This window comes from Agromyces humatus (assembly GCF_021228295.1).
GTDB classification, from domain to species: Bacteria; Actinomycetota; Actinomycetes; order Actinomycetales; family Microbacteriaceae; genus Agromyces; species Agromyces humatus.
This window is the reverse complement of sequence record NZ_JAJQPD010000011.1, coordinates 49,264-74,013: the sequence shown is the minus strand read 5'-3', so window position 1 is coordinate 74,013 and position 24,750 is coordinate 49,264. Positions and strand designations below refer to the sequence as shown.

Here is a 24,750-nt window from a genome sequence, read left to right as displayed (position 1 = left end):
CGGCGCCTGCACGTTCCACCGGTCGAGGAGGCGCGCGGCGCCTGCACGTTCCGCCGGTCGAGGAGGCGCGCCGTTTCGAGACTCGCGCAGGTGCGGGGCGGGCCCGCCCGCGCCGCCCCGTCGCCGCGACGGCCGAGACGACGCGGGCGGGCCCGCCTGCAGTGCTATGCCGCCGTGAGGTCGCGTCGACGGAAGAGGGCGAGCCCGGCTCCGGTCAGCACGATCGCGATTCCGGTCAGCGTGAGCATCGCGGCCGACGAGAGCTCGTCGGCGGGGTACTCGCCGATGTGCTCGAACGGCGAGAGCGAGACGACCCAGTCGGGGGCGTCGAGCAGGGGACCGAAGAACCCGACGACGAACGCGTACCCGAAGACCGCCCACGCCAGCGGCACCAGCCTGGGTGCCCCGCCGTAGAGCAGCGCCGCGACGGCGAGCGTCGCCCACACCGCGGGTGCGTGCGCGACGTGTCCGAGCAGCGCCTCACCGAACAGGTCGCCTTCACCGGTGGTCAGCGCGGCACCGGCGCCGGTGCCGACCCCGGCGGTGACGAGCAGCAGCAGTACGCCGAGCGCCGACGACGCGATCCACGAACCCATCCAATCGGGACGACCGACGGCGGTCGCGAGCACCGCCTCGGAACGGCCCTCAGCCTCTTCGGAACGCAACGACTGCACCGACAGGATCGCGTAGATCGTCACGACGAGGGCGAACAGCAGGCCCATCATGCCGACGTATCCGGTGAGCAGGTCATCCTCACCGCCGAAGAGCACGAGCAGTTCGGGCGGTGCGTCGGCGAAGCCCTCGAGCATCGCCTGCGTGAACGCGCCGTAGACGAACGCGCCGGCGAGCAGCGAAGCCGTCCACCCGATCAGGCTCGCCCGCTGCAACCGCAGCGCGAGCGCGAACGGGCTCGACAGCCAGGGAGCCGCGCCGGCCGAACCGCGTCGCGCCTGCACGAGGCCGGCACCGAGGTCGCGGCGGGTCGACAGGGCGTACGCGAGAGCGGCGAACAGGATGAAGCAGCCGACGGAGACGGCCATCGGCCCCCAACGGTTCTCATCGAACGGAGCGACCTGCTGGGACCACCCGATCGGGGTGAGCCAGGCGAGCCATCCCAGGTCGCCGCCCTGCGCCGCCGACATGTCGCCGAGCCCGCGAACGACGAATCCGCCGCCGAGCACGGCGCCCGCGATCCCCGAAGCGGTGCGCGGGAACGCCGTGAGCTGCGCGCTCGTCGCTGCGATCCCCGCGAAGGCCACGCCTGCGGCACCGACGCTCGCGCCGAAGGCGAACGACCCGGCCGGGTCGAACTCCATTGCGGTGAGCAGCGCACCCATGAGCACCGCGACGGTGAGGTTCATGAGCACCGTGACACCGAGCGCCGCCGACAGCTGAGCGTGCCGGCCGACGACATTCGCGCGGACGAGCTCGGCGCGCCCCGATTGCTCTTCGAGCCGCGTGTGTCGGACGACCGTGAGAATGCTCATGAGGCAGGCGCCGATGATCAGGTACATCCCGTAGGTCGACGCGAGGAACCGGTCGAGGCTGGGCTCGTCGCCGCCGAAGCCCGGGCCCATCAGCAGGGCCGCCGCGGGGTTCGACGAGAACGCGGCGAACGCGCCGAGGTCGGCGGCCGTCGGGAAGACGAGCTGCAGGGCGTTCGCGAAGTAGGCGACCAGCAGCACCAGCCCGAGCGTCCACGCGGGGAAGCGGATCCGGTCGCGCCGCAGCATGAACCGAAGCAGTGTGCCGAATCCCGTCAGGGGGCCGCGACCGCGATCGAACGGGGTGGGCTGCGACGCCGAACGCGGCGCCGCGAGGGTGGTGGTCATCGCGCCACCTCCACGTGGCTCGACTCCACGTCGTCGACGTCGTCGCCGTAGTGCCGCAGCAGCAACTGCTCGAGCGTCGGCGGCGTCGCCGTCAGTGCGGTCACGCCGAGCGTGGCCAGTTCGCGCACGACCGCGGGCATGGCGTCGCCGTCGACCTCGAACGTGACCTGACCGCCCTCGCTGCGCAGCTCGTGGACGCCCGGAACGGCGGCGATCGCATCGGCCGGGCGGTCGACGATCGCCGCGACGCTGGTGCGCGTGAGGTGGCGCAGGTCGCGCAGGCTTCCGGTCTCGACGATGCGGCCCTGCCGGATGATCGAGATCCGGTCGGCCAGCACCTCGACCTGGGCGAGGATGTGGCTCGACAGCAGCACGGTGCGCCCGGCTGCCTTCGCCTCGCGGATGCACGCCTGGAAGACGGCCTCCATGAGCGGGTCGAGCCCGGCGGTCGGCTCGTCGAGCAGCAGCATCTCGACGTCGCTCGCGAGCGCGGCGATGAGCGCGACCTTCTGCCGATTGCCCTTCGAGTACGTGCGCCCCTTCTTCCGCGGGTCGAGGTCGAAGCGCTCGCAGAGCTCGTCGCGCCGCGCGCGGTCGACTCCGCCGCGGAGCCGCGACAGTACGTCGATCGCCTGGCCCCCGGTGAGGTTCGGCCAGAGCTCGACGTCACCGGGAACGTACGCGAGGCGTCGGTGAAGCGCGACGGCGTCGGCCCACGGCTCTCCGCCGAGGAGGCTCGCGTCGCCGCCATCAGCGCGGAGCAGGCCGAGCAGGATGCGGATGGTGGTGGACTTGCCCGCGCCGTTCGGCCCGAGGAACCCGTGCACCTCTCCGCGCTCGACCGTGAGGTCGAGCCCGTCGAGGGCGGTGACGGAGCCGAATCGCTTGCGAAGGTCGGTGATGCGGATGGCAGGCGCGGGTGCGCCCGAGGTCGTTGCAGACATGAGGATGTGCTCTCTTTCGATCGTCGGTGGGTGGATGCGGTCAGGCCATGCGGCCTGCGGCCTCCGCCGGCGGATCGGGGATGTAGAGCAGGTAGGCGTCGAGCATGTCGCGGTCGACGAGGAAGCCCTCGGTGTAGAGCTCGAGGGCGGGCAGCGTGAGTCGCCCGAGCGCGCGCTCCCAGAACGCAGCCGTGTCGATCGCATCGGGGTCGGTGTTCATGGACAGCTCGAGGAGGAGGGATCCGAGGGTGCTGCCGAGCAGGAAGCGTACGCGAGCCTCTTCATCGCGACTCGGCACGATGACGCCCGCCTCGACGCCGGCGGCGACGTACTCGACGGCATCGGCGACCATGTGCTCGATGAAGTCTCGTGCGTGCTCGCCCCCCGCCTGGATGCTTCGCAGCGTGTACGCGATCATCGGACGGTAGCCGTCCATCATCGCCAGTTGCCCGATGAACGCCCCTGGGGCGCCGCGGTCTGCGAGCACCTCTCGCTTGGTGTCGCGGACGACGGCGAAGACGTGCTCATCGCATGCTTCGCGCAGGCCGTCTTTCGAGCCGAACAGCTTGACGATGCCGGCCGCGCTGACGCCGGCGTCCTTCGCGATCGCGCGGAGGCCGACCTCGAATCCATCGCGGCCGAACCGAACGATCGCCGCATCGCGCACTCGCGCCCGCGAGGTCAGATCGGAGGTCGCCGCCATTCGAAGTGAACGCATGTTCACCATGGTAAACGCACGTTTTCGGCCACGTCAAGACCGCGACGAGCGTGTTCCGACGCTGGGATGGACGCGGTGGCGTGCCGAGCGGGCATCACGCGACATCCGGTCGATGTACGGCCCCGGTAGGCTGGTACGCGTGAATCCGACCCACCCGGTCGCCCGTCGCGGCTCGGCCCTCGCAGCCAACCTGGGCTTGAGCGAGAAAGTCTTCGCCTCACCTGCCGACAAGGCGATGGCGAAGGCGATCGACGACGGCATCGACCGCGTCGAGGCCGGCCTGCTCGACGAGGTGCGTTTCGCCGACTCCATCGCCGACGTCTCGACGCGGTACCTGCTCGAAGCGGGCGGCAAGCGCGTGCGCCCCCTGCTCACGCTGCTCACGGCGCAGCTCGGCGCGGGCATCAACGACGACGTCGTCACTGCCGCCGAAGCCATCGAGATCACGCACCTCGGCAGCCTGTACCACGACGACGTCATGGACGAGTCCGACCGTCGCCGCGGTGTGCCGGCCGCGCACGCCGTGTGGGGCAACTCGGTGGCGATCCTCACCGGCGACCTGCTGTTCGCCAGGGCGAGCCAGCTCATGGCGAAGCTCGGCGAGCGGGCCATCCGCATGCAGGCCGACACCTTCGAGCGGCTCGTGCTGGGGCAGTTGCACGAGACGGTCGGCCCGAGCGACGGCGACGACAAGATCGCGCACTACACCAGGGTGCTCGCCGACAAGACCGGTTCGCTCATCGCGGCCGCGGCGCAGTCGGGCGTCGTGTTCTCGGGCGCCGACCCGGCCTACGAGAAGCCGATCATCGAGTTCGGCGAGAAGGTCGGTGTGGCGTTCCAGCTCATCGACGACGTCATCGACCTGTCGCCGCAGCCCGAAGAGACCGGCAAGGTTCCCGGCACCGACCTGCGCGCGGGCGTGGTCACGTTGCCGCTGCTGCGGCTGGCCGAGATGGCCAAGACGGATGCCGCGTCGGCCGACCTGCTGCGTCGCATCGAGCGCGACGTGGTCACGGTCACGGCGGTCGCGGCCGACCTCGGCGACCCGCTCGACACGAACACCATGGCCTCGCGCATCGTGCCGTCGAAAGCGACGGTCGACGCGATCGTGGCCGAACTGCGTGACCACGAGGCGACGCGCGCTACGCTCGCTGAGGCCCACCGCTGGGCGCGCGAAGCGGTCGCCGCGCTCGCGCCGCTGCCTGAGGGCGGCGTGAAGAAGGCGCTCACGCGCTTCGCCGAGACCGTCGTCGAACGGCAGAGCTGAGCGAACTGCCGAGCCCACAACCGGCGCAGAGCCGGACAACCAATAGGGAGACACCCCACGTGACGAGGAACAAGCTGCGACTGGCGATCGTCGGGGCCGGCCCGGCCGGCATCTACGCCGCCGACATCCTGCTGAAGGCCGAGCGCAACTTCGACGTGTCGATCGACCTGTTCGACCACCTGCCGGCGCCCTACGGTCTGGTGCGTTACGGGGTGGCGCCCGACCACCCGCGCATCAAGGGCATCATCAACGCGCTTCGCGAAGTGCTCGACCGTGGCGACATCCGTATCTTCGGAAACGTGCGCTACGGCGAGGACATCGCACTCGACGACCTCAAGAAGCACTACAACGCCGTGATCTTCGCGACCGGCGCGGTGCGCGACGCGTCGCTGCGCATCCCCGGCATCGAGCTCGAGGGGTCGTACGGTGCGGCCGAGTTCGTGAGCTGGTTCGACGGGCACCCCGACTTCCCGCGCACGTGGCCGCTCGAGGCCCGCGAAGTGGCCGTGATCGGCAACGGCAACGTCGCCCTCGACATCTCGCGCATGCTCGCCAAGCACGTCGAAGACCTCATGCCCACCGAGATCCCCGCCAACGTGGCATCCGGTCTCGCCGCCTCGCCGGTCACCGACGTGCACGTCTTCGGCCGCCGCGGACCGACCTCGGTGAAGTTCACCCCCCTCGAGCTGCGTGAGCTCGGCGAACTGCGCGACGTCGACATGATCATCTACGACGAGGACTTCGACTACGACGACGCTGCGCGCGCCGCGGTCTCGGGCAACAAGCAGGTCTTCGTGATCGACAAGGTGCTCAACCAGTGGCGCCAGCGCGAGGTGGGGCAGGCGTCACGCCGCCTGCATCTGCACTTCTTCGCGAAACCGCTCGAGATCGTCTCTGATGGAAACGGGCGTGTCGGCGGCATCCGCTGGGAGCGCACCGCGCCCGACGGCGAGGGCGGCGTGGTCGGCACCGGCGAGATCCGCGAACTGCCCATCCAGGCCGTGTACCGCGCCGTGGGCTACTTCGGCTCGCCGCTGCCCGGCATCCCGTTCGACCGCGAATACGGGGTCATCCCGAACCACGAGGGCCAGGTGCTCTTCCACGACGCCGAGACCGGCGAGTCGCGCCAGATGTACGGGGTGTACTCGACCGGATGGATCAAGCGCGGCCCCGTCGGCCTCATCGGCCACACCAAGAGCGACGCCATGGAGACCATCAAGCACGTCATCAACGACCTCGGCAACTGGTGGCGGCCCGAGTCGCCGTCAGAGGAGTCGGTGATCGAGATGCTCGAGTCGCGCGGAATCCGCTACACCGACCTCGACGGCTGGCACCGCCTCGACGAGCACGAGCAGGCGCTCGGTGCGGCTGAGGGGCGCGTGCGCGTGAAGGTCGTTCCCCGCGACGAGATGGTCGACATCTCGGTCGGGGAGGCGTAGGGCGGGTTGAGGAGGCGCGCCAGCGCCGTCTCGAAACCTTGGTGGGTTGAGGAGGCGCGCCAGCGCCGTCTCGAAACCCGGGTGAGGAATCCCGTGGGTTGAGGAGGCGCGCCAGCGCCGTCTCGAAACCCCTGCGAGTAGCGCCTGACCCCCCGCGGCTCAGCGAGCCAAGTACGCGTTCAGTTGCGCGCGCACCGCGTCCGAGACGGCGCCGGGCCCGCCCAGCACCACGACGCGCTTCGGCTTGAGCCGTTTGAGCTCGGCGACGACCGATGCCGGGATCGTGTTCCGTTGCGTGAGCAACACCGGCCCGCCCTGCACGCCGGCGGCGGGTGCTCCCGAGAGCGCGTCGGGGAAGGTCATCCCGTTGGCGACATAAGCGACCGGAACCCCGGCGGGGAACGAGGCCTTGCTGATCGCGGCCGAGGTCGCGAACCGGTCGCCACCCGCCAAGCGGGTGACGCTGCCGCTCGTGTAGGCCTTGAGCGCGTTCTGCAGGGTCGGAGTGGTGACGCCGGTGCCGCCGAGCACGACGATTCGCTTCGGCTTGAGCCGCTTCAGCTCGGTCGCGACCGATGCGGGGATCGACGTCGCGCGTGCGAGGAGCACCGGACCGCCCTGGATTCCGGCAACGGGAGCACCGGAGAGCGCGTCGGGGAAGTTCAGCCCATTCGCGACGTACGCGACCGGAACGCCGGCCGAGAACGAGGCCTTACTGATCGCGGCCGAGGTCGCGAACCGGTCGCCGCCGGCGAGGCGGGTGACGCTTCCGCTCGTGTACGGCTTGAGGGTGTTCAGCAGGATGTCGCTGATCGCCCCTGTTCCACCGAGCACCACGATCCGCTGAGGTTCGAGGCGTTCGAGCTCATCGATGACCGTCCACGGGAGATATGTCGAGCCCGTCAGGAGCACCGGTCCACCCTTGGTTGCGGCGACGGGCGCTCCCGAGAGTGCGTCGGGGAAGTTCAGGCCGTTCGCGATGTACACGACGGGAACCCGCGGTGCGAAGGCACCCCTGCTGATCGCGGCCGAGGTCCCGAAGCGGTCGCCGCCGGCGAGACGAGCGTTCGACTCGAACGAGACTCGAGGCGTCGCCGCTGACGTGCGTGTGATCGTCGGATACTCCGAAAGCGATCCAGTGACCCTAACCGTCAGCGTCTTGCCGATAAGCGTCGAGGCGACCGTGTAGAACGACGCTGTCGCCCCCGAGATCGCGACTCCGTCCGCGTACCACTGGTAGGTGAACGTCGTGGCCGGCTCCCAGGTGCCGTGTGACACCGTGAGCTCGGTGCCGACGTACGGTTCGCCCGAGATTTCGGGCGTGGGTGCAAGCGCGACGCGAAGCGTCGGGGCCGACCACTCCACCGGTGTGGGATAGCCGGCGAGTTGGCCCGACACGATCGCCCTGATCTGCTTGCCCACGAGGCTGGCCGGCAGCGTCAAGGTTGATTCGTTCTCCCCGGTCAGCTGTTCGTGGTCGGCATACCACTCGTAGCTGAAGGTGGTGCCGGGCGTCCACACGCCGGGTGACGCCGACAGCGTCGCGCCGACGTAGGGCGTGCCGGAGACGGTCGGTGTCGACTTCCTGCCCGCCCCGGGTGTCGGGGCCGACGTCTCCGAGTGCGTCGTGTAGCCGGCCTTCGTGCCGGTCACCTTCACGCTGATCGCCTTGCCAGTGACCGTGGTGGGCAGCAGAAGGCTCGATGCCGTCGCGCCTTCGATCGGGATCCCATCCGCGTACCACTGGTAGGTGAAGGTGGTTGACGCACTCCACGTGCCGGGACGTGCGTACACCGTCTCGCCGACCCAGACGGTGCTGTCGAAACGTCCGTTGATCGTGGGAATGTCGGATTGCATCACCCGGGATGTCGCGGCCGAGGTCTCCGCGACGCCGAGGTATCCCTCGACCCATCCGGTCACCCGCACGGAGAAGGCCTTACCCTCGTCGCGGGGCCAGAGGTTGAGAGTCCGTCCCCGCTCGCCGTAGAGTGCCTCCCCGTCGGCGAGCCATTGGTACGAGAAGGAGGCACCGGGAGCCCATCCGTTGGTGACGGCCGTCAGCTTCGATCCGACGAGCGCGCTCCCGGTGATCGTGGGGATCGCCGAAGGAATCGGCGGGGGCGCCGCGACCTCCACCAGGGCATCGAGTCGTTCGCCGCTGCCGAGCACGATCGGCGTCGCGCTCGCGAGGTCGGGCTGGTCCTTCCAGAACTCCCTGACCAGGGGCCACGGCCCCACGACCTCGAAGGCGTACGTGCCCGGCCGGAGTTGCGAGATCTCGAACCTGCCGTCCACGTCGGTGATGATGCTTCCGAGAATGGGGTTCGGGCCGTCGACCTGGAGCGTGTGGAGGTGGATGTCAGCGTCGGCCACCGGTGCGCCGGCGGCGTCGCGCACGGTGCCCGCGATCGTCACGGGCTTCGCGAGCTCGGCATCGATTCCGTGCCGCACCTCGCCGGGCTCGAGGTTGAGGTACGTCGGAGACAGGCCGGCGCCCTCCGGCACGTCATCCCACGATTCGGAGATGACGGAGGCGTCGCTGCGGCCGAACGAGAGCGAGTAGTCCACACCGGGTGAGAGGGCGAACGCATACCGTCCTGCCGAGTCGGTGCGCGCGCTCACCGACAGGTTGCGCCAAGCCCAGAGGATGTTCGCGGCGCCCCCGGCGGCCGCCCCCGCTGAGACGTACGCGCCCTCGAGCGGGCCATCGATCGTCGTGAGCTGACCGGTGATGATCGCGGCCTTGACCCGCGTGATGTCGATTCCGGTCACCGTCTGGCCGGCTTCGACGTGGATCGCGGTCGCCACTCCGGGCAGCATCGTGCCGCCGTACCAGGTCGCCGCGGCACCGGGTTCGAGGGTTGCGTCGACGATCGGACCGTCGCCCGGCACGACCGCGAAGTAGTCGCCCGGCGGAAGTCCCGAGACGGTGTATGCACCGGCATCCTGCGATTCGCCGATGCCTTCGACGACGACGAGGACGCCCCGTGAGTCAGGGCGGTAGATCGTTGGGACCAGTCCGTCGGCGGGCTCACCGGTCGGTTCGGTCACGGTGCCCGAGATCGAACCGGCGGCGATCGGTTCCGCCATCGCCACCGACCCCGAGGCATCCCGAGGCGCGATGTGGGCCTGCGCCATCGCCGGCGTGCCGAACATCACGAGCGCGGCGACGGTGAGCGCCGTCGTCGCCTTGGCCGCGAGCGCCGTCGCACGTGTCCGAGTCATTGATCCCCTTGAGAGACGCGAAACGGGTGGCGGCGAACCTGCACGACACCCGCGACCACGCGTCGCAGCCGACCGGTCGCGAACATGGTGAGTTCCGCAAATGTACCTGAGAAATCCAACGGTCTCGCGACGAGCTGGTCGACATCTCGTTCGGGGAGCGTAGGTGGGTTGAGGAGGCGCGCCAGCGCCGTCTCGAAACCCCCTGCGGGTTGAGGCATCCGTGGGTTGAGGAGGCGCGCCAGCGCCGTCTCGAAACCCCCTGCGGGTTGAGGCATCCGTGGGTTGAGGAGGCGCGCCAGCGCCGTCTCGAACCCCCCCCGACCCGATACGCTCCTCCTCATGCCCTTGGCCCACTCCACGCTGATCGCCGCCCTCGTCGGCTTCGCCCTCGGCTGGTGGCCGCTGGCCGCGTGGGCCCAGCGTTCGATGAAGCACGATCGGATGTCCCTCCGCGCCACTCGCGTGTCAGCCGCGGTGATCACCGCGGCGACGTTCGGGCTGATCACACTGCGTTTCGGGCTGACGTGGCTGTTGCCCGCACTGCTGGTGTTCGCGGCCGCTGCGACCGTGCTCACCGTCGTCGACCTCGCCGAGAAGCGCCTGCCGAACGCGGTGGTGTTCCCCACGCTGGCTGCCGTCGCGGTGCTGTTCGTGCCGCCCACCTGGGCATCCGGGGACTGGATACTTCTGGTCTGGACAATCGTGGGCGCCGCGGCCATGTTCGCCGTCTACTTCATCCTCGCCCTCATCTCGCCGTCGTCGATGGGCATGGGCGACGTGAAGCTCGCGCTCGTGATCGGTCTGCTGCTGGGCTGGTTCGGGCTCAGTGCGTGGCTCATCGGACTGTTGGCCGCGTTCGTGGTCGGGGGAGTGATCGCGCTCATCGCGCTCGCCTTGCGGCGGGTGACGCTGCGGGGGTCGATCCCGTTCGGGCCGTCGATGCTCGCGGGGGCGCTCATCGCGGTGCTGCTCGTCGGCACTGCGGGTTGAGGAGGCCCGCCAGGGCCGTCTCGAAACCTCGGTGACCCCCTACGAGTAGACCCCCACTAAAGGGGTCATTTCGTCCCAACTTCAGCGACTTTCCGCACCCACCCCCGCACCTGGCTCAACCTCCCCCGAATGGGGGCATCGCTTTCCATGCACACGCAAAGTTAGGTTCATTCAACGTCGGCTCTGGAGCCGGCGACATCCGTCCCCAGACCCGAAGGGTTCCCCCATGCTCAAGGCATACTCGCGCCTCCAGGCGCGCATCAACTCGCTCCGTGACGAAGAGGGCGCGACCGCGACCGAGTACGCGCTCATCATCGGCGTGGCCTCGATCGCGATCGTTGGCATGCTCGCCCTGCTCGCTCCGGCGATCCAGGGCTTCATCAACACCACGGTGATCCCCGCGCTCAACGGCACCACTCCCCCCGCCGGCACCTGAGTCGTCATCCGTGGCGACATCCCGGCCGGCTTGATAGCCGGTCGGGATTCCTCCGTTTCGAAGGATGGGTATGAAAGCACGTCGTGATCGTGGCGCAGCGGCGGTGGAGTTCGCTCTGGTGTTCCCGCTGCTCCTCATCATGCTGTTCGCGATCATCGACTTCGGGTGGGTCCTCAACCAACAGATGTCGGTGACCGCGGCAGCTCGAGAGGGTGCTCGATACTACGCGATCCACAACACCGAGCCTGGAGCGCAGGCTGCGGCTGAGGCGCGCGCCGCGGATCTCGTCAGCGGCACCGTGACCTTCACCTACCCGTCGACGTGCAGCCCGACGGTCGAGGACGACGAGTTGACCATGGTCGTGCACACTCCGCTCACCGACCTGACCGGTTGGTTGGGCACGGTCTCCGGTGGAGCGACCCTGATCGGGACTGGGAGCATGCGGTGCGGCGGTTGATTCGGAAGCGATTCGCTCGTGAGGAACGCGGGGCGATCGCTGTGACCGTCGCGCTCGGTCTCACAGCACTCCTCGTCGTCTTGGCGTTCGTAGTCGATGTCGGCCTGCTCTACTTCGAGAAGGCCGAACTGCAGAACGGCGCCGACTCGGCGGCGCTCGCCGTGGCCCAGGAGTGCGCGCTTCACGCGAGCTCATGCGAGGCCGACGCCGACGACATCGCGGTGGGGTATTCAGGTGGCAACGCGAACGATGATCTCGCCAACGCCGTTATCCCATCCGGCACGTTCGTCGTCAACGCCATGAGCGGCAAGGTGACGGTGAGGTCGTCGACGCTCACTGAAGAGGGTGCGGCGTTGCAGCATCCGCTCGCGTCGATGCTCGGTCTCGACCCGACGACGCTCGATGCGCAGAGCACGGCCGAGTGGGGCACACCAGTCGGCGGTACGACCCAACTCGCGCTCACGATCGCGGAGTGCGAATTCGACGACCTCCCACCGCAGGAGGCTGACACGACGAACCCGACGCGAACCTGGCTCCTCATCAACAACGGGCCTTCGCCGACGGGCGCCTCCTGCGCGAGCGGAGCGCCGGGCGGGTTCGGATGGCTCGATGGCACGAACTGCAGCTCGACCATCTCGATCGACGCGACCGTGCCGGGAGAAACGGGCATCCAGCCGAACATCAACAAGAACGGCTGCGACGCAGACGTTCTGCGAACGAAGCTGTGTCAGACGCTTCTCATCCCGCTCTATACATCCCATACCGGTGGCGGCAGCAACGCCACCTTCACGATCTCGAGGTTCGCCGCCTTCAAGCTCACCGGGCTCAAGACTTCGGGTGGGGCGCCGAGCGGAGCGGACTTCTGCGGGGGCTCGGTGCTTCCGCCCTCGATTCCAGGGCCGCCCGGAAACTCGAAGGGCATTCAAGGCTACTTCGTGAAGTACGTCGACCTCGGCGAGGACTTCGAAGTCGGTGAGGGGCCTGAAGGCGGGCTCAGCATCGTTCGCCTCATCGGCTGATCGCCTTCCGCACACCCTACGACCCGGACTGGAAACCATGAAGACCCGCATCATCGGCGCGATCGCCGCACTCATTCTGGCCGTTGTGGGCGCGTTCGCCCTGATCACGTACGTTCGCGGGGCGGACGCCCGAGCTGCCGACGGTGCCGAGCTCGCCGACGTCTACATCGTGCAGGAGTCGATCCCCGAGGGCACCGCCGGCGACGGTCTCGCAGAGTTCGTGAAGGTCGACAGCGTCCCCGCGCGAAACGTCGCCGAGGGAACTGTCACGAACCTCGAGGACCTCGCAGGGCTGGTCGCCGACGCTGACCTGCTTCCGGGAGAGCAGTTGCTCGAGGCTCGATTCATCGATCCGCTCGAGCTTGCCGCTCGCGGCGACGTTCCGGTGCCCGAGGGCATGCAGCAAGTCAGCTTCGCGTTGCCGGTGCAGCGCATGGCCGGGGGCCTCGTGAAGGCCGGGAGCACGGTCGGCATCGTGGTGACGGCTCCAACGCCGGCGCCCAGTGAAGTGCTCGACACCCGGTTCGAGTTCCATCGCGTGCTGGTAACGGATGTGACGATCGGCACGACGGCCAGCAGCGGCGGCGACGAGAGCTCCAGCACACCGCAATCGGGAAACACGCTGATGTTCACGGTTGCGCTCGGCACCCACGATGTCGAGCGCCTCGTGTGGTCGCTCGAGCACGCCGAGAAGAAGCCGGACACGTACGGCGTGTGGGTCACGCTGCAGAACGAGGCGACGGACACCTCGGGTGCGGTGATGACGAACGAGAGCAACGTGCGGCAGTGACTCCCTACCTGCTCGTCAGTCGTTCCGTCGAGTTCGAGTCGCGTGTTCGGGCTCTGCTCGAAACGAGTGTGAACATCGTGACCGGCGAGTTCCTCACCTTCGGCGCCGAGACGGTGGTCGGGCGGTTCGACTCGACGCCGAGGATCGCACTGCTCGGGCCCCTGCTGAACTATGAAGAGACTCACGATCTCGTCGAGGCGCTGGCTGAGCTGAACCCCGACGTCGGGCTGATCGTCGTTCGGGAGCAACGCTCGGATCTCGAGGAATGGGTCGACGAGATCTCCCCCCACGCGGTGCTGAGCCCGAACGCATCCGACGAGACGATCCTCGAGTTGCTTGAACGGCTTGCGACTTGGCTCATCGAGAACGGCAGGGCAGAGGCGCACCACTTCGACGTCCCGCCGCCGGCCGGGGTTCCCGGCGCCACGCTCGCCGCGTTGGTTGCGCGTGAGGCGCCACCTACCGAGCTCGAGGCGATTCCGATCGAGGGCGTAGCGTTCGATCCCCTTATGCAAGCTGGGCCGGTCGAGATCTGGGAGTTCCCTCCCCTCGCCGCCGGCGTGCCGACCGAAGCGATCGCGGTGGTGGCACCCAAGGGCGGTCAAGGCAAGACGACGCTGGCGATCAACCTGGCCACCGGCCTCGCCGAAGTCGCGCCGAACTCGGTCGTCCTCATCGACGCCGACCTGCAGTTCGGTGACATCGTCACCGCGCTCGGCCTCGAGCCCGAGCGCACGATCGTCGATGCCGTCGCCGATGCGGCCTCCGACGAGATCGTGCTCAAGACGGCGCTCACGCATCACGCCGATGGCTTCTTCGTCGTGGCAGGTGCACCGTCGCCCGAGCTCGGCGACGCCATTCCGACCCAAGCGCTCGGGCAGCTGATCGAGCGGCTGCGCGGATCGTTCCGCTACGTGGTCGTCGACACAACTCCTGGCCTCGGCGAGCACGCGCTCGTCGTGCTCGAACACGTGACCGATGCCGTGTTCGTCACCAACATGAGTGTGCCGAGCTTGCGGGCGATGCGTACCGAGTTCGATCTGCTCACGAGGATCGGCCTGATGCCCGGGAATCGGCACGTGGTGCTCAACCAGACCGACCGCCTCAGCGGGCTCACCGTTCGCGATGCCGAGAACATCATTGGCGCGCCCATCGACGTGGATGTGCCTCGATCGTCGGCAGTGCTGCTCGCGAGCAACCGTGGTGTTCCCCTCATCCACGACGATGTGCGCGACCCGGCGGCGAAGGCAATTCGTTCGGTCGTCATGCGCATCGCGCCCGACGCCTTCCCCAAGCGTCGAAAGATCCAGAGAAAGCGGGGATCCGATGAATCTCAATGATCGACTGAACTCGGTTCGCAATCCGGACTCCGCCACACTCACGGCGGTCGAGCCACCCGTCACGCGGCTGATCGAAGCAACCGACACAGCGACTGCCGCAGCGACTGCCGGGTCGGCGGCCGATCAGCCCCTGTTCCAGCCCGCGGCCGCGGCGAAGGCAAGGACCGCTCCCACGGTCGATCCGTTGGCTGCGGTGAAGGAGAAGGCCGCTGAGGAACTGTTCGCCCGCATCGGCACTCGGCTGAACGACTCGTCGCTCACCGAGGACCAGTTGCATCAGCTGGCACGCGCCGAGCTTGCCGAGATCGTCGCAGGCGAGCAGCTCGCGCTCTCGACGGCCGAGCGAAACCGACTCATCGACGACATCGGGGCCGACGTGCTCGGCTACGGACCGCTCGAGCCGCTGCTCGAGGACCCGAGCGTGAGCGAGATCATGGTCAACCGCTTCGATCAGCTCTACGTCGAACGAAACGGTCGGCTCACCGAGACGCCGCACCGGTTCACGGGAGAGGCTCAGCTGCGCCGGGTGATCGAGCGGATCGTCGCGCGCGTCGGGCGTCGCATCGACGAGTCATCGCCGCTCGTCGACGCGCGCCTCGAAGACGGATCCCGCGTCAACGCGATCATCCCGCCCCTCGCGGTGAACGGCTCGTCGCTCACGATCCGGAAGTTCGCGGGTACCCCGTATACGAGCGAGGACCTGATCAGGTTCGGCACGCTGACGCCCGAAGTCGCAGCCGTGCTCGACGCAGCCGTCCAGGCGAAGATGAACATCCTCGTTTCCGGTGGTACCGGTACCGGCAAGACCACCCTGCTCAACGTGCTGTCGGCATTCATTCCGAGCGACGAGCGCATCATCACGATCGAGGACGCGGTCGAGCTGCAGCTGCAGCAGCAGCACGTGGTACGACTCGAGGCGCGCCCGTCGAACATCGAGGGCCGTGGTGAGATCACGATCCGCGACCTCGTGCGCAACTCCCTCCGCATGCGACCCGACCGCATCGTCGTCGGCGAGGTTCGTGGCGCCGAGAGTCTCGACATGCTGCAGGCGATGAACACCGGTCACGAGGGCTCGATCTCGACGCTCCACGCGAACTCCCCGCGCGACGCGGTCGCGCGCATGGAGACGCTCGTATTGATGGCGGGCATGGAGCTTCCGCTCCGCGCCATCCGCGAGCAGATCGCGTCGGCCATCGACATCATCGTGCAGATCACTCGTCAGAAGGACGGGGTACGGCGCGTGACCCACATCACCGAGGTGCACGGTATGGAAGGCGACATCGTCACCCTTCAAGACGCGTTCACGTTCGACCACAAAGCTGGCTTCGACGCCGAAGGTCGAGTGCTCGGTCGGATCGAGCCGACCGGCGTTCGCCCACGTTTCGCCGAGCGCATCGCCGACCACGGCATCGGATTGCCGGCATCGCTGTTCGTTCCCGACTACCGCGAGATGCTCGGAGAGATTCGATGAACCCGGTGGTGCTCGTCACCGGCCTGACGATCTGCCTGCTGGCCGCACTGGTCCTGGTGTTCTTCACCGTCGCACCGTCGCCGCCTCGTGTTGCTCGCGAGCGACGCGTGGCACCCGGTACGGAGCACGTCTCATTACTGACGCGGGTGACCGAGCAGACCACGGCAGTCATCGAGTCCGCCACCTCCAAGCGCCGTGCTCGGCTCTTCGGCACCGAAGAACTTGAACTCGCCGGAGTCAAGTCGTCGCCGTCGCAGTACCTCGTGCTCGTCGCCTCCTTCGCGAGCGTCTTCGCGCTGCTCGGTGTCGTACTCGGTCTCGCGAACGGAACGTCGATCATCTGGGGCGTCATCTTCGCAGTCCTCACCCCTGTGGTCGCCAAGGTCCTGCTGATCCTTCGAACCTCGCGGCGACGAGCGAAGTTCGCCGACCAGATCGACGACACCGTGCAGTTGGTGGCGGGAACCCTGCGCGCGGGGCATGGGCTCAGCGCGTCGCTCGGCGCGGTCGCTAGCGACGCGACCGCACCGATGAGCGAGGAGCTTTCGCGTGCGGTGAACGAATCGCGGCTGGGTCGTCCATTGCCCGAGGCCCTCGCCACCACAGCAGATCGCATGCAGAGCAAGGACTTCGACTGGGTCGCCCAAGCGATCGGCATCAACGCGGAGACGGGCGGCAATCTCGCGGAGGTGCTCGACCAGGTCGGCAGGACCATCCGTGAGCGAAACCAAGTCAGGCGGCAGGTGGCCTCGCTCAGCGCCGAGGGCCGCCTTTCGGGCATCATTCTCGTGGTGTTGCCGATCGCGCTGTTCCTCTTCTTCGCGGTCATTCGCCCCGACTACATCGCGGTGTTCTTCTCGAACATCATCGGCATCGTGGCACTCATCGTCGCCCTGCTGCTCCTGATACTGGGATCGATCTGGATCGCGTTCACCGTGAGAGTGAAGTTCTGACATGGAGGCGTCTTCGCTGTTCGGCTACATCGCAGCTGGTGGGACCGCCATCGCACTCGGGCTCTTCGTATTCCTGCTCTTTCCGAGCCGCAAGCCCGCGTCGCCACCCGCGGACGAGGTGCAGTACGTACGCGGGGCGACCCAGGAGCGCATGTCGCTGGGTGAGTCGCTGGCGTCCGCCGCGCCGAAGGGATACGTCGGCTGGCTCGAGAAGCAGATCGTCTATGCCGGCCGGCCGTCGGGTTGGACGATAACGAGCATCGTGACGTGGAAGGTCGTCCTCGCGACCGTCGCGACCGTGTTCGGATTGCTCTTCGTGTTCAACGGCGGGCCCCAGCCGTTCAAGGTCGTCCTTGCCGTCGCGGCCGTGATCCTCTTCTTCTTCGCACCCGACATCATGATCAACAGCCGCGCGCAGGAGCGGCAGCAGGCGATCCTGCATGCACTCCCCGACACGCTCGACCAGATGACGATCGCGGTCGAAGCCGGCCTCGGCTTCGACTCGGCGATGGCGAAGGCCGCCCGCGGTGGTGAAGGTCCGCTGGCGGAGGAGCTCATCCGAGTACTTCAGGACATGAGTATCGGGCGCACGAGGCGCGAGTCGTTCGAAGAACTCGACAAGCGCACGAGTTCCGAGGACCTTCGACGATTCATTCGAGCGATCGTGCAGGCCGACGCATACGGCGTAGCGATCGGCGAGGTGCTCCGCGTGCAGGCGGGCGAGATACGGACGAAACGCCGTCAACGTGCTGAAGAACAGGCGCAGAAGGTGACAGTGAAGATCATCTTCCCGCTCATCTTCTGTCTCCTCCCCGCGATGTTCATCGTGATTCTCACGCCCGCGGTGCTCGGCATCATCGACCAGTTCGCTCGCTGAGCTGCATCCGAACGATCCAGCCCTCAGGCGCGCTTGGCGGTCTCAACGCCCACGCCTTCGACCGCGCCCTCGCGTATGGTCCGCCACGCGGGCCGAGCGATGAAAAGCGGGTAGAGCGAGACGCACGTGATCGCGAAAGCGATAAGTGCGAAGGTCTCGTTGTTCATGAGCGTGATGATCGAGAGGTGCAGCCCGAGCCCGAACACGACGGCGACTCGTCTGCTCGCACGGAACCAGAGGCCGATGCCGATAACGAGCTCGACCACCACTGTCATGACCGAGGCGACGAAGTAGAGCTGCCACGGCAGGTCGAGCCAGACCCACGTCGAGAGGGGCTTGCCCGAGATGAACGGCAGGTTCATCTTGCTGAGCGCAGAGAACAGATAGAGCACCGACAACTGGCTCATCATGAGCAATTGCGGCCACCAGACCACCGATGTTCGAGTGCGACTAGGTCGCACCGACCACGTCGTCCCCGATTGGGCGAACACCAGATAGACGAGAAGCAAGGTCGCGAGCCACCGATGGCTGCTGTACGCCTGCTGATCCCAGAGCAGCACTGTCGCGCTCAGCACGACCGAGATGGCGGCCGCCGGCGACGTCATGAACCCAAATGTCACCGCGATTCCCGCTGCGACCGCCAGTAGCAGTCCCACGACGAGCCAGGCCGTCGTCAGTATCGGCATACCCTCGAAAATGGGCACTGCGAGTCGTCCCGACGCGATCCGCTGCAGGATCTCGAAGGCCTCAACTGCGTTGAAGACCGTGGCGATGCCGATGCCGATGCGTGCGACCGCTATCGGGCGCGGATCTGTGCGAATCTCGGTCAGCCGCATTCGATGCTCCGAACCCGACCAGACTGCTCGACGCGCACGTCTACCGCATCGATGAAGGACTCGCAGAGCGCCTCGGGAAGCAGCGGCAGCCAATCGATGTCAGGCCGGTACTTGCCCATGAGCTGGTCGAATTCGGTCACGGTGTGCTCACGCCCGTCGACGTCGATGACGGTCGCGGTGACTGCGCCCAGCCCCGAGTACATCTGGAACCCGAACTTCTGCGGCGGAGGTTGCAGCAGGGCGACCAGCGGTATCGCGATCTGCAGGGCTATGACCACGAGCACGGCGGCGGTGCCCGCAAGGCTCCCTCGATCCCTGCGGGCACCGAGGACGTCGGGCGCGTCGGGCGCGCCGGCACCTTCGGGTCGCGCCTGCACATCCATACGCTACGGGCAGATCGAACCTGGACCAACGCCCACGTTCGTGGGGGATCGCTAGGCTGACGACACGACGCAGGGAGGTGCGCGGCCGTGGACGAGGGGGAGCGTGACGAAGAGCAGTGGCGCCCCGACGTGCTCGGCGACGGGTTCGAGCAGCTGACGCTGCCGCTCGGCGACGACGATGAGGGTGAGGTCGTCGCCACCCTCGTCCGTCACACACCCAGCCGCAGGCGGTGGTTCTGGGAGGCGCGGGGAGCGGCATCCGATGTCGACGTGCTCTACGTGCACGGATGGAACGACTACTTCTTCAACCGCCCGCTCGCCGAGTTCTGGTCGAACGCGGGCGCCCGCTTCTTCGCGCTCGACCTGCGCAAATACGGCCGCAGCCTGCGCCCCGGGCAGACTCCCGGCTACGTCACCGATCTCGCCACCTACGACGCCGATATCGAGGCGGCGCTCGCGCAGATGGGTCACGCGGTGACGGATGTCCCGGGCTCGCGCCCCCGACCCCTCATCCTGCTCGGGCACTCCACCGGAGGGCTGACGCTCAGCCTGTGGGCCGCGCGAAATCATGGGCGTGTCGCGGGGCTCGTGTTGAACAGCCCGTGGCTCGAGTTCCAGGGCAGTCGCGTCGCGCGTGAGGCGCTCGCGCCGGTGATGAGTTGGGGTGCGAAGGTCAATCCGATGGGGCCGCTGCCGAACGTCGACCTCGGGTTCTACACCCGGTCGATCGCGCGCGAACTCGACGGCGAGTGGGAGTACTCGCACGAGTGGCGGCCCGACCGGGGGTTCGCGGTGCATCCGGCGTGGCTCACGGGCATTCTCGCCGGCCACGCGAAGGTCGCCGCGGGCATCGACGTCGGGGCTCCCGTGCTGACGGTGCTCTCGGCGCGATCGACGCTGCAACCGCGATGGGATGACGCGATGCTCTCGAGCGACATCGTGCTCGTGGTCGACGACATCGCGCAGCGCGCGCTTCGGCTGGGGCCAACGGTCACCGTGGCGCGCATCGACGGGGCGCTGCACGATGTGTTCCTGTCGCGCGAGCCCGCGCGGGCGGCGGCCTACGAGGCCGTGGCGCACTGGCTGCGGGGCTACGCCCCGAGGCGGCGCTGACGCTCGCCGCCCGGCGTCGTCGCCTCGCCGCCTCGCTGCTCGCCCCGCCCCGCCGCCCGACCCACTCGCCGCTCGCCCCGCCACCCCGAGCCCGTTGAGGGGGCGCACTGTGCTTGAGTGATGCAGGAAGTCACCTCAGTCGCGGCGAGCCCACTCAAGCCCGCCCCGCCCCTGCCGTCGAAGCGACTTGTCCCCAACAACTACAGCGCCAGGGCGCGATCGCACCCCTCTCGACAGCGCGTCCGGCACCACCAGCACGCCGGGTGAAACTGATCGCATGCACGCCTTCCCCCACACGGAATCCGGTTTCATCCTCGCCCGCGACGTGCGAGCCGTGGGTCAGGAGGCTGGACTCCGCGCCGCGGTCGCAGCCGGCGAAATGGTACGTACGCGCCGGGGTGTGTATCGTGACGCGACCGTGGCGCGGTCAGAGGAGGCCAGGTCGGAACGAGATGCGCTGCGCTATCGCGCAGATGTTCTCGCCGCCGTCGAGGTCCTCTTGGCCCCGACGTTCACGAGCTTTTCAGCGATCGCCCTCCATGGGCTGCCGATCTTCGGGCGGTGGCCGCGCGACGCATATGTACTCTCGGGCAGTTCGACCGGGCATCGCAGAAAGGGTCTCATCGCGGTCGCGTCGCTCCGAGCTGCTCCCGGAACAACCGTGGTCGGCGGCATCCGGTGCACGACCGTCGAGTACTCGCTGATCCAGCTCTGCCGTCACGCGACGCTCGCAGCGGCGCTGACAGCGGTGGATGCCGCGGTGCACACGCCCCGCTTTGGGCGAGCCCGCCCGTTGACGACGATCAGCCGATTGCGCGCAGAGCACCGGCGGCTCCTTCCGTACCACGGGAGTCAGCGCACCGAAGCTGTCCTTGGTCGGGCCACGACGGAGGCGGACACCCCGCTCGAGACCGTGAGTCGTCTCGTCATCGAAGAGCTGGGATTCGCCGCTCCCGACTTGCAGCACAGGCTGTGGCTTCCCGAACTGAAGCAGGAGGCGTTCATCGATTTCCACTGGCCCGACGTCAGCGCTGGCGCCGAAGCCGACGGCGGCGGAAAGTACCTGGCGCCCGCGCTTGCCGCGGCAGGCAGATGGTCCCCACCCGGCGATGGTCAGCGCGCTGATCCGGAAGTCGCGGCGACCGCGGCACGGGAGGCCGCCGCAGCCGTCATCAAGGAGAAGGAACGGGAGAACGCTGTACGTCGTCAGCTCAGGGCGTTCGATCGATGGAACTGGGCCGAGACGATGGCGCGGACGCCGCTTGCGCACCGGCTCATGGCGATGGGCGTTCCCCGCCCCCGCGCGCCTCGTATGCTTCTCGGGGACCAGGACGCACCGGCGGCGCGGCGCATTCGCCGTGCCCGCCGTACCACCATCGCGCCCGCCACCGACTGATCGCCACCGGTCGATCGTCGCCCGCCGATCGCGTCCACCTCATGGCGTGGGTGCTCCCCGCACCTGGCACGCCCGCTCGCTCAGATCGGCTTGAGTTCGGCTTGCTCGCTTGAGTGCGCGATTGGCCTCACTCAAATGCGGACGACTCACTCAAGCCAGGTCGGAAGTCCACTCAAGCCCGTCGCGTGCCCACTCAAGCCGCATGGAGTCGCGCTACGCCCGAGGCGTTGCAGCGAACGGTCCCTTCAGCGCCGCCCACTGCAACAGCATGATCGTCTTCGCGTCGACGATGTCGCGGCCGATGCGGTCGAGCGCATCGTCGAATTCGAGCTCGAGCACCTCGATGTCCTCGCCCTCGTCGGCGAGGCCGGTGCGGGCGCCGTCGACCACGTCGCCGCGGCGATAGGCCGCTGCGAAGAAGTGCAGTCGTTCGGTCACCGAGCCCGGGCTCATGTACACGTCGAAGACGTGCTCGACGGCGCCGACGACGTGCCCGGTCTCTTCCTCGGCCTCGCGACGGATGGCGGTCTCGGGGTCGTCCGCGTCGAGCAGCCCGGCCGCCGTCTCGATGAACATGCCGTCGGGGTGCTCATTCACGTAGACCGGAAAGCGGAACTGCCGGGTCAGCAGCACCGTGCGCGCCGAGGCCTCGTAGAGCAGGATCGTGGCGCCGTCACCACGGTCGTAGGTCTCGCGTTCCTCAACGCTCCACGAGCCGTCGGCGTGCTGGTAGTCGAAGGTCGTGGCCCGCGTCACGTACCAATTCGAGGTGAGCACGGTGACGTCGCGCACCCGCACGCGAGGATTGCGGTCGAGGTCGCGGCCGACGAGGTCGAGACCCGTGCGCCCACGGCGATCGGGCACGTCGACGCCCGGCTGCGGCATCCGCCCGCTCTCGCCCCTGCCCCCGCCCTCGTCGCCGGGCGCGCCCGCGCGTTCGGGCGCGGTTCGCGGCGCATGTTGCGGTGAAGACACCGAATTCGCTCCCTCCATCGGAACGCCGGCCGCGAAGCCCGCGTGGTCCGCGCGACTAGCGGAAGTTCACGAACTGCAGGGCGACGTCGAGGTCCTTGCCCTTGAGCAGCGCCATGGTGGACTGCAGGTCGTCGCGGCTCTTCGAGGAGACGCGCAGCTCGTCACCTTGGATCTGCGACTTCACCGACTTCGGCGCCTCGTCGCGGATGATCTTCGAGATCTTCTTCGCATTGTCGCTGTCGATGCCGTTCTTCAGGCCGATCTCGATGCGGAACTCCTTGCCCGACGCGTAGGGCTCGCCCTCGTCGAGCGAGCGCAGCGTGATGCCGCGCTTGATGAACTTCGACTCGACGACCTCGAGCACCGCCTTGACGCGCTCTTCGGTCTGCGCCTTGAGCAGCACCTTCTCGCCCGACCACTCGATCGACGCGCCCACGTTCTTGAAGTCGTAGCGCTGCGCGACCTCTTTCTGCGCCTGGTTGACCGCGTTGTCGGCCTCCATCTTGTCGACCTTGCTCACGATGTCGAACGTTGCATCTGCCATGCGCGCCAGTTTACCGAGCGGATGTCGCGGGCAACTCCTCGTCGCGACATCCGCTCGTCTCACCTCGCCGAGCGGCGCAGCCAGGCCGTCGCCGCGCCCGGGAGCCGGCCCTCGACCGGCGGCGCACTCATGACGAGCACCTCGCCCTCGGGCAGGTCGACCGCCGCGGACCCGAAGTTCGTGATCGACTGCCACCCGCCCGGGCGCTCGAACCACAACACGTCGTCGGATCCCGAAGGGTGCGACAGCCAGGTCAGCTCCTCGGAGTCCTGCAGGTCGCGGCGCAGCCAGAGCGCGCGCCGGTAGAGGTTGAGCGTCGAGTCGGGTTCGGCCTCCGCGGCCTCGACGGAGAACGAACCCCAATCCGCGGGCTGCGGCAGGTGCGCGCCGTCGGCGCCGAACCCGAACGACGAGCCTGTCGTCGTCCAGGGCAGTGGCACGCGGCATCCGTCACGGCCGACATCACGACCGGGGCTGCGGAAGAACGTCGGGTCCTGACGTGCGGCGTCGGGAATGTCGGCGACCTCGGCCAGGCCGAGCTCCTCACCCTGGAAGAGGTAGGCGCTGCCGGGAAGGGCGAGCATCAGGAGCGATGCGGCCCGGGCCCGTCGCAGACCGAGCTCGACGTCGATCGCGGGGGAGACGCCGCCCGAGAGCAACCAGTCCCGGCCGGTCTGACCGTCGTTGCCGCGGTCGTCGGGCAGGCCGTAGCGTGACGCGTGCCGCACGACGTCGTGGTTCGAGAACACCCACGTGTTCGACGATCCCGTGACCGTGACGGACTGGATGTTGTGGTCGATGATCGCCCGGAACCCGTCGGCGTCGAAGTCCGCCCGCAGCAGGTCGAAGTTGAACGCCTGGCCGAGGCTCGTCGGCTTGGCGTAGCGGTGACGGCGCGTCGGCTCCACCCACGCCTCGGCCACGGCGATGCGCGGCGGGTCGTACTCGTCGAACACCGCTCGCCATTCGGCGTAGATCTCGTCGAGCTCCTCGCGATCCCAGAGCGGATGCGACCCCTCGGCGCCGATCTTCAGCTCCTCGAGCTCAGCGTGCGAGCGCAGCGGGTAGGTGAGATCCTTCGCCAGTGCGTGCGCGACATCGACCCGGAAGCCGTCGACGCCGCGGTCGGCCCAGAACCGCAGCGTGGTCAGGAAGTCGTCTCGCACCTCGCGATCGGCCCAATTGAAGTCGGGCTGCTCGGGTGCGAAGAGGTGCAGGTAGAACTGACCGTCGCCCACGGGTTCCCACGCTGAGCCGCCGAACATCGACTGCCAGTCACTCGGCGGCTCGGTGCCGTCGGCCCCCTCGCCGTCACGGAAGAGGTATCGATCGCGAGCCGTCGACCCGCGGGGCGAGGCAAGGGCTTCCTGAAACCACACATGCCGGTTCGACGAGTGGTTCGGCACGATGTCGACGATGAGGCGGATGCCCGCGGCGTGCAGCGCCCCGACCATCTCGTCGAAGTCGGCGAGCGTGCCGAGCTTCGGGTCGACGTCGCGGTAGTCGTCGACGTCGTAGCCGCCGTCGGCGAGGGCCGACGGATAGAAGGGGGACAGCCAGACTGCATCGATGCCGAGCTCGGCGAGGTACGGGATCCGGCTCGTGATGCCACGCAGGTCGCCGATTCCGTCGCCGTTCGCGTCGGCGAAACTGCGGGGGTAGATCTGGTACACGGCGGCCTGACGCCACCAGTCGGGGTCGTTCGCGAGCACTGCGGGTGCTCCTGGGCTCAGGGTGTTCGTCAT

General features: G+C 68.1%; 22 protein-coding genes. 13 read left to right on the top strand and 9 right to left on the bottom strand.

What is annotated here, in order from left to right; translation table 11 throughout:
• Positions 1 to 164: 164 nt before the first annotated feature.
• From LSF15_RS16570 to LSF15_RS16560, 3 genes are read right to left on the bottom strand one after another with little or no spacing between them, the layout of a single operon-like run.
• The gene (locus tag LSF15_RS16570) at positions 165 to 1,832 is read right to left on the bottom strand and encodes an ABC transporter permease (protein WP_232499668.1); all 1,668 of its coding nucleotides are present in this window, start codon (positions 1,830 to 1,832) and stop codon (positions 165 to 167) included.
• Positions 1,829 to 2,776: an ABC transporter ATP-binding protein gene (locus LSF15_RS16565; RefSeq protein ID WP_232499667.1), complete on the bottom strand. Its 948-nt coding sequence runs from the start codon at positions 2,774 to 2,776 to the stop codon at positions 1,829 to 1,831. Before LSF15_RS16565 ends, LSF15_RS16570 begins: the two co-directional genes overlap by 4 nt.
• 40 nt (positions 2,777 to 2,816) lie before the next feature.
• Positions 2,817 to 3,494 (bottom strand): TetR/AcrR family transcriptional regulator, encoded by a 678-nt coding sequence (locus LSF15_RS16560; RefSeq protein WP_232499666.1) that lies wholly within the window; start codon positions 3,492 to 3,494, stop codon positions 2,817 to 2,819.
• 139 nt (positions 3,495 to 3,633) lie between these two features.
• On the opposite strand from LSF15_RS16560, the gene LSF15_RS16555 reads away from it, so the two are divergent.
• The gene (locus LSF15_RS16555) at positions 3,634 to 4,761 is read left to right on the top strand and encodes a polyprenyl synthetase family protein (protein WP_232499665.1); all 1,128 of its coding nucleotides are present in this window, start codon (positions 3,634 to 3,636) and stop codon (positions 4,759 to 4,761) included.
• A 59-nt stretch (positions 4,762 to 4,820) separates the two neighbouring features.
• Positions 4,821 to 6,200: an FAD-dependent oxidoreductase gene (locus LSF15_RS16550; RefSeq protein WP_232499664.1), complete on the top strand. Its 1,380-nt coding sequence runs from the start codon at positions 4,821 to 4,823 to the stop codon at positions 6,198 to 6,200.
• A 159-nt stretch (positions 6,201 to 6,359) separates the two neighbouring features.
• Here LSF15_RS16550 and LSF15_RS16545 read toward each other — a convergent pair whose 3' ends face one another.
• The gene (locus tag LSF15_RS16545; protein WP_232499663.1) at positions 6,360 to 9,425 is read right to left on the bottom strand and encodes a cell wall-binding repeat-containing protein; all 3,066 of its coding nucleotides are present in this window, start codon (positions 9,423 to 9,425) and stop codon (positions 6,360 to 6,362) included.
• A gap of 339 nt (positions 9,426 to 9,764) precedes the next feature.
• On the opposite strand from LSF15_RS16545, the gene LSF15_RS16540 reads away from it, so the two are divergent.
• The 9 genes from LSF15_RS16540 to LSF15_RS16500 all read left to right on the top strand — a co-directional run bounded on the left by LSF15_RS16540 (position 9,765) and on the right by LSF15_RS16500 (position 17,758).
• Complete coding sequence (locus tag LSF15_RS16540; protein ID WP_232499662.1) at positions 9,765 to 10,415, top strand: prepilin peptidase; 651 nt, start codon at positions 9,765 to 9,767, stop codon at positions 10,413 to 10,415.
• A gap of 226 nt (positions 10,416 to 10,641) precedes the next feature.
• Positions 10,642 to 10,851 (top strand): Flp family type IVb pilin, encoded by a 210-nt coding sequence (locus tag LSF15_RS16535; protein ID WP_232499661.1) that lies wholly within the window; start codon positions 10,642 to 10,644, stop codon positions 10,849 to 10,851.
• A gap of 70 nt (positions 10,852 to 10,921) precedes the next feature.
• The gene (locus LSF15_RS16530; RefSeq protein WP_232499660.1) at positions 10,922 to 11,308 is read left to right on the top strand and encodes a TadE/TadG family type IV pilus assembly protein; all 387 of its coding nucleotides are present in this window, start codon (positions 10,922 to 10,924) and stop codon (positions 11,306 to 11,308) included.
• 41 nt (positions 11,309 to 11,349) lie between these two features.
• Positions 11,350 to 12,327 (top strand): Tad domain-containing protein, encoded by a 978-nt coding sequence (locus LSF15_RS16525; protein ID WP_232499659.1) that lies wholly within the window; start codon positions 11,350 to 11,352, stop codon positions 12,325 to 12,327.
• A gap of 37 nt (positions 12,328 to 12,364) precedes the next feature.
• Complete coding sequence (cpaB, locus tag LSF15_RS16520) at positions 12,365 to 13,117, top strand: Flp pilus assembly protein CpaB (RefSeq protein WP_232499658.1); 753 nt, start codon at positions 12,365 to 12,367, stop codon at positions 13,115 to 13,117.
• Between the two features lie 68 nt (positions 13,118 to 13,185).
• Entirely contained in the window at positions 13,186 to 14,457 is a 1,272-nt protein-coding gene (locus LSF15_RS16515) for a CpaE/TadZ family protein (protein ID WP_232499657.1), read from the top strand.
• Positions 14,444 to 15,928, top strand: coding sequence for a TadA family conjugal transfer-associated ATPase (locus tag LSF15_RS16510; protein WP_232499656.1), 1,485 nt, complete (start codon positions 14,444 to 14,446; stop codon positions 15,926 to 15,928). Before LSF15_RS16515 ends, LSF15_RS16510 begins: the two co-directional genes overlap by 14 nt.
• Positions 15,925 to 16,881 carry a type II secretion system F family protein gene (locus LSF15_RS16505; RefSeq protein ID WP_232499655.1) on the top strand — a complete coding sequence of 319 codons (957 nt, stop codon included), beginning with the start codon at positions 15,925 to 15,927 and terminating at the stop codon, positions 16,879 to 16,881. The genes LSF15_RS16510 and LSF15_RS16505 overlap by 4 nt, the downstream gene beginning before the upstream one ends.
• Before the next feature lies 1 nt (position 16,882).
• Entirely contained in the window at positions 16,883 to 17,758 is an 876-nt protein-coding gene (locus tag LSF15_RS16500) for a type II secretion system F family protein (RefSeq protein ID WP_232499654.1), read from the top strand.
• Positions 17,759 to 17,781: 23 nt separating this feature from the next.
• Here LSF15_RS16500 and LSF15_RS16495 read toward each other — a convergent pair whose 3' ends face one another.
• Together LSF15_RS16495 and LSF15_RS16490 are read right to left on the bottom strand one after the other, a co-directional pair.
• Positions 17,782 to 18,594, bottom strand: a complete 813-nt coding sequence (locus tag LSF15_RS16495; protein WP_232499653.1) for an HTTM domain-containing protein — start codon at positions 18,592 to 18,594, stop codon at positions 17,782 to 17,784.
• Positions 18,585 to 18,971 carry a hypothetical protein gene (locus LSF15_RS16490; RefSeq protein ID WP_232499652.1) on the bottom strand — a complete coding sequence of 129 codons (387 nt, stop codon included), beginning with the start codon at positions 18,969 to 18,971 and terminating at the stop codon, positions 18,585 to 18,587. The genes LSF15_RS16495 and LSF15_RS16490 overlap by 10 nt, the downstream gene beginning before the upstream one ends.
• Positions 18,972 to 19,064: 93 nt before the next feature.
• Here LSF15_RS16490 and LSF15_RS16485 point away from each other — a divergent pair, with 93 nt between their 5' ends.
• Entirely contained in the window at positions 19,065 to 20,090 is a 1,026-nt protein-coding gene (locus LSF15_RS16485) for an alpha/beta hydrolase (RefSeq protein ID WP_232499651.1), read from the top strand.
• A 277-nt stretch (positions 20,091 to 20,367) separates the two neighbouring features.
• Positions 20,368 to 21,486, top strand: coding sequence for a hypothetical protein (locus LSF15_RS16480; protein WP_232499650.1), 1,119 nt, complete (start codon positions 20,368 to 20,370; stop codon positions 21,484 to 21,486).
• A gap of 213 nt (positions 21,487 to 21,699) precedes the next feature.
• Here LSF15_RS16480 and LSF15_RS16475 read toward each other — a convergent pair whose 3' ends face one another.
• From LSF15_RS16475 to LSF15_RS16465, 3 genes are read right to left on the bottom strand one after another with little or no spacing between them, the layout of a single operon-like run.
• Positions 21,700 to 22,461 (bottom strand): NUDIX domain-containing protein, encoded by a 762-nt coding sequence (locus LSF15_RS16475; RefSeq protein WP_308188485.1) that lies wholly within the window; start codon positions 22,459 to 22,461, stop codon positions 21,700 to 21,702.
• 55 nt (positions 22,462 to 22,516) lie between these two features.
• Complete coding sequence (locus tag LSF15_RS16470; protein ID WP_232499649.1) at positions 22,517 to 23,005, bottom strand: YajQ family cyclic di-GMP-binding protein; 489 nt, start codon at positions 23,003 to 23,005, stop codon at positions 22,517 to 22,519.
• A 59-nt stretch (positions 23,006 to 23,064) separates the two neighbouring features.
• Positions 23,065 to 24,750 carry a glycoside hydrolase family 13 protein gene (locus tag LSF15_RS16465; RefSeq protein WP_232499648.1) on the bottom strand — a complete coding sequence of 562 codons (1,686 nt, stop codon included), beginning with the start codon at positions 24,748 to 24,750 and terminating at the stop codon, positions 23,065 to 23,067.